The following is a 12258-nucleotide window of genomic DNA, read 5'->3' as shown; positions in this document are numbered from 1 at the left end:
CTAGAAGCGATAACTGACCGACGTACCGAACCCACTGGCACTGTTCTTGTACCTGGCACGGTAGGCCCCCCTCGCTGCCGAGGTGTCGTTGACCTCGACGCTTTCCTCCCAAAGATAGGAATACGCGAGATCGATCGTGACATTGTCCACGGGTGTCCAGCCGGCGCCGAAGCTGACAACCTTACGGTCGCCCGTCGGAATGCGCGGCCCCCGATTGGTGTTGTTGGCGGGTGACTGATCGACCGAAAACCCGCCACGCAGCACCCATTGGTTATTCAATCGATAGGCCGCACCGATCGCGTGAGCCCAGGTGTCATGCCAGTTCTGCTCTTCGCTGATCGTCCCCAATTGGCCGCTCAGCAACGGCGGCAAGCCGCTGTTCTCAATGGTCAGTTCCTTGAAGCGGCTCCAGCGTGTCCAAGTGCTGCCCACATAGAGCGTCCAGTCGTCGTTGAATTGATGCGTCAGCGAAAAGTCCACCGACTCCGGCGTGTCCACATCCAGCGATGCGTCATAGCTACGGCCGCTGACGCCCAACACGCTAAAGATGCCATCGGTGACCTTGGTTTTGGCGTCCAGGTGGTAACTGACTTTGGAGTGATACGTCAGGCCCAGGCGGGTCTGAACGGTCGCCTGCACCAGCACGCCAATATTGAAGCCCAGTGCGGTGTCATCGCCGGTGCTTTTGAGTTTGCCGTCGTTGCGCCCGGGGCTGAGTGGGTTGGGCACCATACCCGATATCTCTCCGCCGATACGATTGATGGTCGGCCCGAATCCGATCGACACCTTTTCGTTAAAGGCGTAGCTGATGGTCGGCTGAAAGGTCAGCGTGGTGACTTCACTCTTGTTGGCGTAATAGCGGCCGGCAAAACCACTGCCGTAGTCGGTGATCAGCCCGAAAGGCACATAAAACCCGACGCCGAATGCCCATTGCTCATCGATCGGTTTCACGTAATACCCCATCGGTACCGTGGTGGCGGGCACCATGTCGCCGTCTTCCTTCCCCCCAAACGTACTGCGTGTCTGGCTGATGTCCGATTTGGCGAACAGCGTCGCCGCCCCCACGCTCACCTGCTCTCGTTTAAGCCGCGCCATGCCTGCCGGGTTACCGTAGATCGTACTGGCGTCTTCGGCGGATGAGGATCGCCCGGCAAACCCGGACCCCATCCCGCTGATGCTTTGTTCGTTGAGGGCAAAACCACCGGCCAACACATTGGAGGACACCAGCGCGACCGCCAGGCCGACGGGATTCTTGAGCATTATTTTTTTCATTATCTGGACTCTATGGGATCACTGAAAAACAACATCGAGAACGACAGCGAAGCCATACTATCCAAGTGACCATTTCAGTCAATGGTCACATTAAGCAAAAATCAAAGCCGTACCGGCACGCATGTGCCGGTAACAGGAAACCTGGTTGGGGGATGTCGCGCTCTGGCTCAGCTCACCTGAACAGGTGATCGGGGTTGGGTCAGGGCATCAGGCTACGCAGAATGAGGTTGGAGGTCAGCGTGGGCGCAACCTCGATAAAATCCAGATTGTGCTGCAGCAGCAACGGGTTTACGAAGGGGCGCAAGGCCAGATGAATCGCCTCGACGGTCTCGTCCAGCGGGGTCTTGCGCTCGAACTCTCCGAGCTCTCGCCCTTCACGCACGATGTCGAAGATAAAACGCTTGATCTGCTCCTCGTACATTTGGGCGCTGGGCCAGCGCTCCGCCGCGGAAAATGCCGCAATGTCGTAGAGCTTGCGGTCATTGAAGAACAGGTCCACACCCGTGGCAATCACGGTTTTCACCAGTCGGCGGAAACGCTCGGTCGGCGAAATCCCCTCTGCGTTAACAGCCTGCTCTACCGCGGCAACGATTTGGCCCAGACAATTCGAGCAGATCGCTTCGCCGATCGCCTGCTTGGAATCAAAGAACTTATAGATGTAAGCCTTGGAAAAACCGATGGCCCTGGCCAGATCGGAAACCGTGGTTTTGCCATAGCCGTATTGGCTGAAGTGTTCATTGGCTGCCGCGACAATCTGATCACGAATCTCGTGATCGACTGGGCCACGTGGGCCGGGCGAAGATAGGGATGGCTGATTCATGGGCGTAGCTTACTCACCCTGTCGAGGACTTACAAATCGTGACCAACAGAGGACATGGTCACGAAAAGCCGGCTGATCGGCTGATAACAGGCTGACGTTCAAGTCATCGCGAAGGGCGGATCGGCCCTTCTACGGTGTTTCCACTTGATCGACCGGCAGCACCGGTAATGAAGCAAACATTTCAGCGTGGCAAACCTCAAGAATTTCGTCCGCCAATGCCGAATCATCCGGGCAAGCGCGTGACAGGACAATCGCGCCGACCGCCCGCGACAGCAGGTCGATCATTTTCTTTCTCCCCTCGCCCTCTGCGGCATCCGTGCCCACAGGATATTTTTCCGCCAGGGTTTGCAGGATCTGTTCAATGCCTGCGGCAAACGTTGCCTTCACATCGTCCGACTGACGCGCCGCGTCGCCACACAGTGCGGCCATCGTGCAACCGCTGCCGCGTCCGTCGCGATGTTCTCGGTTCACGTAGACGTTGATGAAACCGGGCACGTCGAGCGCCTGGGCGCCGGTCAACGATTTGCCAAGACTGCAGGCCGAGGCTTCGGCCATCAGGTCGGCCTTCGAGCCGAAGTGCTTGTAGAAGCCTCCATGGGTGAAACCGGCAGCCGCCATGAGATCGGCCACACCGACGCCATCAAAGCCACGCTCACGGAACAGCTCTGAGGCCGTTTCAACGATGTGTTCTCGATTGGCCTGCGCCTGGGCCTTGGTCACTCTCACGTGCAATACCTCGTGTTTAGCGGGAATTCCTGCGTCCGATGATACATAGATGTTGGCCATAATCAAAACAGTTGACAGTTTAGATTTCGGTCATCATCCTAATTTCACACCCCCACCGATCTCCATCAACGGGCACGGAAGAATCATCTGATGACCAAACAGACTCTGTTCACCCCTTACACCCTGGGCAGTCTCACGCTGTCGAACCGCGTCGTTCTTGCACCGCTGACACGCAACCGCGCAGGCCAGGGCTTTGTTCCCAGCGAATACGCGGCCGCCTATTACAGCCAACGCGCCAGCGCCGGTCTGCTGATCAGCGAAGCGACGCAGATTTCCCGACAGGGTCAGGGTTATCAGGACACCCCCGGGATCTACACACAGGCGCAGATAGACGGTTGGCGCACAGTCACCGATGCCGTCCACGCCAAGGGTGGAAAAATCTTCCTGCAGCTGTGGCATGTCGGCCGCGTCTCACACGTTGACCTGCAAGAAAACGGCGCCGCACCGGTGGCCCCTTCTGCGCTGCGTGCCGCGACCAAAGTGTTCGTCAACAACCGCTTTGAAGACGTCTCCGAACCCCGCGCCCTGGAAACCAGCGAACTGCCGGGGATCGTCTCCGATTTCCGCCAGGCTGCGGCCAACGCAGTCGCCGCCGGGTTCGATGGCGTGGAAATTCACGGTGCAAACGGCTATTTGCTGGATCAATTCCTCAGGGACAACGCCAATCTGCGCACCGACGCTTACGGCAGTTCGATTGAAAACCGTGCGCGTCTGTTGCTCGAAGTGACAGCGGCGGTCGTCAATGAGATCGGCGCGGATCGCACCGGTGTGCGCCTGTCTCCCGTGTCGCCGGCCAACGGCGTGGCCAGCAGCGATCCGCAGGCGCAATTCGATTACGTCGTCGAGCAACTCGACGCCCTCGGCGTGGTTTACCTGCACGTGGTCGAAGGCGCGACCGGCGGCCCGCGCGACGTAGCCCCCTTCAATTTCGACGCCCTGCGCCAGCGCTTCAAAAACACCTATATCGCCAACAACGGCTATGACCTGGACCTGGCGACTGCGCGGCTGGCCGAAGACCAGGCCGATCTGATCGCCTTCGGTCGCCCGTTCATTGCCAACCCGGATCTGGTGGAGCGCCTCAAGCAGGGCGCGCCGCTGTCCGCGTTCAATCCCGCCACCCTCTACGGCGGCGGCGCGGCGGGCTACATCGACTACCCGACGCTGGCTGAATCGAGCGTCAGCGCAAGCTGAGCGCGTTCTGTTTCTCACCTCCTGAAAAAGAGATACCCCATGAGCACTCGCCCTACTGTTCTCATCACTGGCGCCTCTACCGGCATTGGCGCCGTCTACGCCGACCGCTTCGCCCAACGCGGCCACGATCTGGTTCTGGTCGCACGCGACAAGGCTCGCCTGGACGCACTGGCAGCGCGCCTGCGCAGCGAGCACGACGTCGCCGTCGATGTCATCCCGGCAGACCTGACCCAACTCGCCGATCTGACCACCGTTGAAAGCCGCCTGCGCGACGACGCCCGTATCGGCATTCTCGTCAATAACGCCGGCGCCGCGCTGTCCGGCCACTTCGTCGACCAAAGCACCGACAGCGTCGCGCAACTGGTGGCCCTCAACACCACGGCGCTGGTACGGCTTGCCAGCGCCATCGCCCCACGCCTGGTCAAGGCCGGCGACGGCGCGATCATCAACATCGGTTCGGTGGTAGGCCTGGCGCCGGAGTTCGGCATGAGCGTCTACGGTGCGACCAAGGCCTTCGTGCTGTTCCTGTCCCAGGGCCTGAGCCTGGAACTCTCGCCTCAGGGCGTCTACGTGCAAGCCGTGCTACCCGCCGCCACCCGCACGGAAATCTGGGATCGCTCCGGCGTCGACATCAACACCCTGAGCGAAATCATGGAAGTGGGTGATCTGGTGGATGCCGCACTGGTCGGTTTTGATCGTCGCGAACCTGTGACCATCCCGCCGCTGCACGAAGCCGAGCGCTGGGATGACCTGCAGGGCGCACGTCAGGGCCTGCTGGGGCAAATCCGCCAGTCTGCGGTCGCCCAACGCTACCAGACGCCACAGTGATTTTTTGCTAGCGAGCATTCGCGCCGGATTCGATGCAGGCACATGGCACTGCATCGCATCCTGCCGGCTTGCCGGAGTGACAATGAGTTCAATGCAGACAAATTCCCGCTCCGGTTCGCCGACGTCATTCATCGACGCGGCGAACCAGTCGATCACGGTCAACGGCATTCCCTTCGCCTACCGCGACACCGGGCCCGCAACCGGCGTGCCCCTCGTGCTGTTCAATCATTGGGGCGCGGTGCTGGACAACTTCGACCCCGCGATCATCGATGGCCTGGCGCAAACCAGACGCGTCATCACCACCGACTATCGCGGCATCGGCAACTCGGGTGGGACCGCGCCACTGACGGTGGGTGAAATGGCCGACGATGCCATCCAGCTGATCAGGGCGCTGGGGTTGAAAACCGTGGATGTGCTCGGTTTTTCCCTCGGAGGTTTCGTCGCTCAGGACATTGCCCTCAAGGCGCCTGACTTGGTACGCCGGTTGATTCTGACCGGGACTGGACCGGCGGGCGGCATCGGCATCGACAAGGTCGGCACAGTGTCATGGCCATTGATCCTCAAAGGCTTGCTGACCCTGCGCGATCCCAAGTTCTACCTTTTCTTCACCTCGTCGGCCAATGGGCGACGATCTGCCTCGCAGTATTTAAGACGCCTCAAGGCACGCAAGAACAATCGCGACAAGGGCCCGACGCCACGCGCTTTCATGCGGCAATTGAAAGCCATCACGGCGTGGGGCAGACAACCGCGGCAAGCGCTTGGGCGCTTGCGCACACCGACGCTGGTCGTCAACGGCGACAACGACATCATGGTGCCCAGCGTTAACTCGTTTGAACTGGCCAGGCTTATCCCCGACGCACAGTTGGTGATTTATGAGGATGCCGGGCACGGCGGGATTTTCCAGCATCACGCCGACTTTGTGGCCAAGGCGCAGGCGTTTCTCGATGCTTGATCACGTCACGCAGCAACACCGCAACCCACCGACTACCCTCCGTACAACCAGCAAGAGCCGCACCACGATGAAAGCATTTCTGATTGATGGCTATGGCAAGAACCTCGGACGCATTGGCGAAGCGCCCGCCCCCGCAGTCGGTGCCCACGACGTGTTGATCGAGGTCCATGCGAGCAGTGTCAACGTGCTGGATTCGAAGATCAGCAAAGGCGAGTTCAAGCTGATCCTGCCCTACGCCTTTCCGTTGATATTGGGCAATGACCTGGCGGGTGTCGTGGTTGAAGTCGGCCCGCAGGTGACACGCTTCAAACCGGGAGACGAGGTATACGCTCGCCCGCCCGAAGCGCGGATCGGGACGTTCGCCCAATTGATCGCCGTGAACGAAAACGCGGTCGCCCTGAAACCTGGCAATACCGACATGGTACAAGCCGCATCCCTGCCTTTGGTTGCACTGACCGCCTGGCAAGTACTGGTTGAAACCGCCCGGCTGCAAAAGGGCCAGAAAGTGCTGATTCACGCAGGCTCAGGCGGCGTCGGCACCGTTGCCATTCAGCTTGCCAAACACCTCGGTGCGTTTGTCGCCACAACCACCAGCACCGCCAATGTCGAATGGGTCAAGGCGCTGGGGGCCGATCTGGTGATCGACTACACACAGCAGAACTTCGAAAATGTGCTGCGTGACTACGACGTGGTGCTGAACAGCCTTGGCGCCGACGTGCTGGAGAAGTCACTCAAGGTCCTGAAGCCCGGCGGCCAACTCATTTCCATCTCGGGCCCACCCACTGTGCAGTTCGCGCGGGAGCAAAGATTGTCCTGGCCATTGCAGCAAGTCATGCGCCTGCTGAGCCTTGGCATTCGTCGCAAAGCGCGCAAGCAGGATGTCAGCTACGCGTTCGTGTTCATGCGGGCCAATGGCGCTCAACTGCAACGCATCACCGCGCTCGTTGAGGACGGGATCATCAAACCTGTGGTTGATCGCGCCTTCCCCTTTGAATCAACGGCCGAGGCATTGAAGTACGTTGAGCGGGGACGCGCCAAGGGCAAGGTCGTTGTCGCGCTCAAATGACCACGCCGCCTGTTTCTGAATCGAACGTAGACACTGCACAGCCTTTACTGCTGGAGCGGCCCTCAGCCGAAGTGACTTCGCCAGAGGAGCAGCAAGTGCTTCAACCGGATGATGTGCAGGTTCAACCGCCCGTTATCGTTTGGCACAGTTTGATGCTTGAGCCATAAGGAAGGTTGCAGGTGATCTCGTCAGGCTGTCGCGCTCGACTCGACAAGATGAATTTGCGTGGCATTGCGCCCGGCCAGCCAGGCCAGCACGGAAGCGGCGACCAGGACAGCGGCGCTAAGCTCGAAGGTGGCTTTGTAGCCGCTCAAATCAAAGGCCAGACCGCCAATGATTGCGCCGCCGGCGATCGCCAGCTGGACGATGGCTACCAGCAAGCCGCCTCCCGCTTCAGCATCATCCGGGAGCGTCTGCGCCAGCCATGTCCACCAGCCGACCGGTGCGGCCGTGGCGACCAGCCCCCAGAGTCCGAGCAACACGGCGGTCAGCACCGGCGATTTGCCGAAGCTGATCAACGCCAGCGCAATCACCGCCATGATCAGCGGAATGGCGGTCAGCGTGCGGTAGAGGCCACGCCCCATAAACCGTTCGATCAGAAAGGTGCCGATAAAACCTGCCAGCCCCAGGCCCAGTAGCATCAAAGACAATGTTGAAACACTGACACCGGTGACCCCTTCGAGAAATGGCCGCAGGTAAGTGAACAGCATGAACTGGCCCATGAAAAAGACGCTGACGGCGACCATGCCCAAAGCCACTGGCAATTGCCTCATCAACCGCAGAACGTTGCCGCTACCTGCCTGGCGTTCGGCCTTGAAGGACGGCAGGCTGATCAGCAGCCACACGGCGGCAAGCACTGCGACTGGAACCACACAGAAGAATGCGCCGCGCCAGCCGATCAACGAGCCAAGGAAGCTGCCGGCCGGAGCGGCGATAACCGTGGCCAAGGCGTTGCCGCCATTGACGATGGCCAGCGCGCGGGAAACCTGTTCAGGCTTCACCAGGCGCATGGCAGTCGCCGCCGATAGCGACCAGAAACCACCAATCGCAATCCCGATCAACGCACGTCCGAACATGAACGACGGGTAGCCCGGGGCGAGTGCGACGACCGTTCCGGAGACGATCATCAACAAGGTCAGGCCCAGCAGAAGCTGCTTGCGTTCGATGCGAGCGGCGACCGAGGCAATCAACAGACTGGTGATCAAGGCAAAGGCACCGGACACGGAAATCCCCTGCCCGGCCTGGCCCTCGGTGATGTGCAGGTCTGCCGCAATCGGCGTCAGCAGGCTGACGGGCATGAACTCGGAAGCGACCAGAGCGAACGCGGCCAGCGACATCGCCAGCACGGCGCTCCAGCCGCCTGTTCTTTTAGAAGGATCTGTAGAAGTAAACGTCATGGGAACTACCTGTGGTGCGAAAAACGTGTGGGGTGTGATGCGCAGGGGCAAGCAGTTTGTCGCCCGTCCGGGCACTGCCCCCTGTAACAGATAGACACATTCTCCCGGTCAGTCCGGTGCTTCCCTAGCGCATTCCTCTTGAATGCTTGCCTGATCCTCTGGCGATGCAGGGAGATGGATAGGAAACGTCTCGCGCGCGCATTAGAGTTCGGTCAAAGGAGTGAGCCCACATGATCCCGACCCCTCTGCCCCAGGAATCACCTTTGGCACAGCACATCGACCCGCACGTGCGCGCACCGGGCGACTTCGCCACGTCGATACCCGGGCTCTCGCTGTTTCGTCGCGACCAGCCGGCGCCCCCCGTTGTGTGCATGATCGAGCCCAGCCTGATTCTTGTGGGCCGTGGCGAAAAGCGCCTGTGGGTGGGTGGTGAGGGTTACAGCTATGACCCGTCGCGGTTTCTGGTCACTTCACTGGATCTGCCCGCCAACTCCGAAGTGATGCTCGCCAGTCCTGAACAGCCCTGTGTCGGCCTCGTGCTGAAGCTGGATGTCAGCATGCTTGCCGAGGTCATTACCAAGAGCGGCTTGCCTGCGAAACGCCAGCCATCAACGGGTACGGGCGCTGCGATTGGTAGCCTGTCGTCAGCGTTGGAGGACGCGCTCGATCGCCTGCTGGCATTACTCGATGAACCCGAGGCGATCCCGGTCCTGGCGCCGCTGATTCTGCGGGAAATCCACTACCGGTTGCTGCACACCGACCAAGGCCCACGGCTGCGGCAGATTACTGCCGTCGACGGTCAGGGTTATCGCATCGCCAAGGCCATCGACTGGCTCAAGGTCAACTACACCGATGCCCTGCGCATCGATGATCTGGCCGCGCGGGTGCAGATGAGCGCGCCGACCTTTCACCATCATTTCCGCCAGCTCACCGGCATGAGTCCGCTGCAGTACCAGAAATGGCTGCGGCTCAACGAAGCCCGCCGACTGATGCTGGTCGAACGCCTGGACGTTTCGCGCGCGGCGTTTGCAGTCGGCTACGAAAGTCCTTCGCAGTTCAGCCGCGAATATGGCCGGCTGTTCGGCACCGCACCGAGCCGCGACATGGCCCTTTTGCGCGGGCAGCCCTTCGAGGCAGCAGCGCTCGGCACAGTCGCGAATTGAACCAAAACCGGTGATGCGCCCCGCCGCGTGTCACCGCTCATAACAATGCACGTCAACCGATGATCAAGCGGGTGAACCATGGAACTACGAATCAACCAGAAGACCTATCAGGTCGATGCCGACGCCGATACGCCCTTGCTGTGGGTGATCCGCGATGATCTGGGCATGACCGGCACCAAGTACGGCTGCGGACTGGCGCAATGCGGCGCCTGCTCGGTGCTGGTGGACGGCAATGTGGTGCGTTCCTGCGTCACGCCGGTAGCCGGTGTGGTTGGCCGGGAGGTCACCACCATTGAGGCCATCGAGGCCGATGACGTGGGCAAACGGGTGGTCTCGACCTGGGTCGATCTGCAAGTCGCCCAGTGCGGCTACTGCCAGTCCGGGCAGGTAATGGCTGCCACCGCGCTGCTCAAGCAGAACCCCAAACCGAGTGATGCGCAGATCGAGGCGGCGATGGTCAATCTGTGCCGCTGCGGTACTTACAACGCCATTCATGCCGCCGTGCATGAGCTTGCCGGCAAGGGAGAAGCGTAATGGACGTTCGGATCAACCCTTCACAACACGCTTCAGTACTGGATCTGCATGAACCGATCAATGTGTCGCGCAGACGTTTTCTGACCGGTACCGCCGTCGGCGCACTGGTGCTCGGCTTCGGTTTGCCGCTCGGTGCGACACGGGTACAAGCGGCAGCGGCAGCGACGGCCGAGCGTGGCACCCAAGTCCCGGCGTTTCTCGAAATCCGCCCGGACAACCGCGTGCGTCTGCTCTGCCCGTTCATGGAAGGCGGGCAAGGCACGTTCACCGCCATGGCGCAGATCGTCGGTGAAGAGCTGGATGCCGACCCGGCGACCTTTCTGGTCGAAGCCGCGCCTCCCGGCGAAGCCTACGTGGTGATGGAAAACGGTATGCGCATCACCGGCGGCAGTATGTCGGTGCGCATGAGTTACCCGGTCATGCGCCGCCTCGGCGCCCTTGCCCGCGCCATGCTGTTGCAGGCCGGCGCGCAGCAACTGGGCGTGCCGGTGAGCGAGTTGAGCACCGAGCCGGGCAAGGTCGTGCATGCCAAGTCCGGGCGCTCGTTGGCCTACGGTGAACTGGCCGAGCGTGCGATGGATCTGCCGGTTCCCGATCCGGCCTCTGTGAAGCTGCGTGATCCGAGCCAGTTCCGCTGGATCGGCAAACCGGTGAAACGCCTCGATGCCTACGACAAGTCCACGGGCAAGGCGCTGTACAGCATCGATCTGAAGGTCGACGACATGCTGCATGCCGCCGTTCAACATGCCCCGCGCCTGGGGATGACCGTGGGCAACCTGCGCAACGAAGATCAGGTCAAGGCAATGAAAGGCGTGCATTCCGTGCACCGTCTGCCGGGCGCTGTAGCGGTGGTCGCCGAGCGCTGGTGGCACGCCAAACGTGCCGTCGAGGCGATCCAGGTTGACTGGCAAGAGCCGACGGCCGACAGCAAAGTGCGGCCGATGCCCGCCGACTTTTCCAGCGATGCCTGGTTCAAGCGCCTCGCTGAAGATAAAAGCCCCGCCAGAGATGATGAACATGAAGGCGATGTGGCTTCGATTCTCAAGGAGACCAAGACCCGGATCGACGCCACTTACCACAACCAATACCTGAACCACGGACAGCTGGAGCCGCCTTCAGCACTGGCCCGATTCAATCCGGATGGTTCGCTTGAGGTCTGGCTGCCGAATCAGGCGCCGGACATGTTCCGCGCCGATATCGCCAAACGCACCGGGCTCGATCCGTCACGCATCACCTTGCATTCGCCGCTGTTGGGCGGGTTCTTCGGTCGGCATTTCCTCTACGACTCGGCCAGTCCCTACCCTCAGGCCATCGCGCTGGCCAAAGCGGTTGGGCGCCCGGTCAAACTGATCTGGAGTCGCGAAGAAGAGTTCCTGCGTGACGTGCTTCGACCGGTGGCAGCGGTGAATTTCCGCGCCGCGCTGGACAACGACGGCTGGCCACTGGCAATCGAAGCGATCAGTGCCACCGAAGGCCCGACCGAGGCCCTCGCCGGCAAGCAAGGTGAAAAGCTCGATCCGACCGCGCTTGAAGGCTTATCGGGCAAGTCCTATGCGATCCCCAACAAGCGCATCGCACAGATTTACGTCAAAGGCCCGGCGATGCTCGGCTACTGGCGTTCGGTGGGCAATTCCCTCAACGACTTCTTCTATGAATCGTTCCTCGATGAACTGGCCGACAAGGGTGGCAAAGATCCGTTCGACTTGCGCCTGCATTTGCTGCGCGGCAACCAACGGTTGACCACCTTGCTGCAAGCGGTGGGTGAACTGTCGGGCGGCTGGAAGCGCGGCCCGTTCACTGCCGAGGACGGCAGCCGACGCGCGCGTGGGGTGGCCATGGCTTCGCCGTTCGGTACCGAGACGGCGGTGATCGCCGAGGTGTCCATCGAGAACGGCCAGGTCAAGGTGCACGACATCTGGCAGGCGATTGATCCGGGCAGCATCGTCAATCCGGCGATTGTCGAGGCTCAGGTCAATGGCGCCGTGGCGTTGGGACTGTCGCAAACGCTGATCGAGGAAGCCGTGTGGGTGGATGGCAAACCCCGGGCGCGCAACTACGACTTGTACCCGATCCTGCCGCCTGCGCGGATGGCACGGGTTCATGTGCGTGTGGTCGAGAGCGGGGAAAAAATGGGTGGCATCGGTGAACCGCCATTGCCTGCGGTCGCGCCCGCTGTCGCTAACGCGGTAGCAGCGCTGACCGGTCAGCGGGTGCGCAGCCTGCCCTTGAGCCGACACACTTTCACCTGA

At 61.1% G+C, this 12258-nt stretch carries 11 protein-coding genes; 7 read left to right on the top strand and 4 right to left on the bottom strand.

Annotation, left to right across the window (positions count from 1 at the left end; genetic code table 11):
- The 3 genes from ACTJK7_RS13130 to ACTJK7_RS13120 form a co-directional block, all read right to left on the bottom strand.
- The gene (locus tag ACTJK7_RS13130) at window positions 1–1272 is read right to left on the bottom strand and encodes an OmpP1/FadL family transporter (RefSeq protein ID WP_440780775.1); all 1272 of its coding nucleotides are present in this window, start codon (window positions 1270–1272) and stop codon (window positions 1–3) included.
- Window positions 1273–1471: 199 nt separating this feature from the next.
- Entirely contained in the window at window positions 1472–2092 is a 621-nt protein-coding gene (locus ACTJK7_RS13125; protein ID WP_064381853.1) for a TetR/AcrR family transcriptional regulator, read from the bottom strand.
- Window positions 2093–2221: 129 nt separating this feature from the next.
- Window positions 2222–2818 (bottom strand): TetR/AcrR family transcriptional regulator, encoded by a 597-nt coding sequence (locus ACTJK7_RS13120; RefSeq protein ID WP_199913024.1) that lies wholly within the window; start codon window positions 2816–2818, stop codon window positions 2222–2224.
- A gap of 150 nt (window positions 2819–2968) precedes the next feature.
- On the opposite strand from ACTJK7_RS13120, the gene ACTJK7_RS13115 reads away from it, so the two are divergent.
- The 4 genes from ACTJK7_RS13115 to ACTJK7_RS13100 all read left to right on the top strand — a co-directional run bounded on the left by ACTJK7_RS13115 (window position 2969) and on the right by ACTJK7_RS13100 (window position 6915).
- Window positions 2969–4069 carry an alkene reductase gene (locus ACTJK7_RS13115; RefSeq protein WP_440780777.1) on the top strand — a complete coding sequence of 367 codons (1101 nt, stop codon included), beginning with the start codon at window positions 2969–2971 and terminating at the stop codon, window positions 4067–4069.
- A 39-nt stretch (window positions 4070–4108) separates the two neighbouring features.
- On the top strand, window positions 4109–4897 hold the full coding sequence (locus ACTJK7_RS13110) for an SDR family NAD(P)-dependent oxidoreductase (RefSeq protein WP_440780779.1): 789 nt from the start codon (window positions 4109–4111) through the stop codon (window positions 4895–4897).
- 82 nt (window positions 4898–4979) lie between these two features.
- The gene (locus tag ACTJK7_RS13105; protein ID WP_440780781.1) at window positions 4980–5849 is read left to right on the top strand and encodes an alpha/beta fold hydrolase; all 870 of its coding nucleotides are present in this window, start codon (window positions 4980–4982) and stop codon (window positions 5847–5849) included.
- A 67-nt stretch (window positions 5850–5916) separates the two neighbouring features.
- Complete coding sequence (locus tag ACTJK7_RS13100) at window positions 5917–6915, top strand: NADP-dependent oxidoreductase (RefSeq protein WP_440780830.1); 999 nt, start codon at window positions 5917–5919, stop codon at window positions 6913–6915.
- 188 nt (window positions 6916–7103) lie between these two features.
- Here ACTJK7_RS13100 and ACTJK7_RS13095 read toward each other — a convergent pair whose 3' ends face one another.
- Window positions 7104–8312, bottom strand: a complete 1209-nt coding sequence (locus ACTJK7_RS13095; protein WP_440780783.1) for an MFS transporter — start codon at window positions 8310–8312, stop codon at window positions 7104–7106.
- Between the two features lie 230 nt (window positions 8313–8542).
- Between ACTJK7_RS13095 and ACTJK7_RS13090 the strand changes: the two genes are divergently transcribed.
- From ACTJK7_RS13090 to ACTJK7_RS13080, 3 genes are all read left to right on the top strand, one after another.
- On the top strand, window positions 8543–9475 hold the full coding sequence (locus ACTJK7_RS13090) for an AraC family transcriptional regulator (RefSeq protein ID WP_108561661.1): 933 nt from the start codon (window positions 8543–8545) through the stop codon (window positions 9473–9475).
- 78 nt (window positions 9476–9553) lie between these two features.
- Window positions 9554–10009 (top strand): (2Fe-2S)-binding protein, encoded by a 456-nt coding sequence (locus tag ACTJK7_RS13085; RefSeq protein WP_192564794.1) that lies wholly within the window; start codon window positions 9554–9556, stop codon window positions 10007–10009.
- Window positions 10009–12258, top strand: coding sequence for a molybdopterin cofactor-binding domain-containing protein (locus ACTJK7_RS13080; RefSeq protein WP_440780785.1), 2250 nt, complete (start codon window positions 10009–10011; stop codon window positions 12256–12258). Before ACTJK7_RS13085 ends, ACTJK7_RS13080 begins: the two co-directional genes overlap by 1 nt.

The sequence above is a fragment of the Pseudomonas sp. 22085 genome (assembly GCF_052045815.1).
Lineage (GTDB): Bacteria > Pseudomonadota > Gammaproteobacteria > Pseudomonadales > Pseudomonadaceae > Aquipseudomonas > Aquipseudomonas glycinae.
Note: the sequence above shows the minus strand (reverse complement) of the source record. Positions and strands in the feature narration are given on the sequence as shown.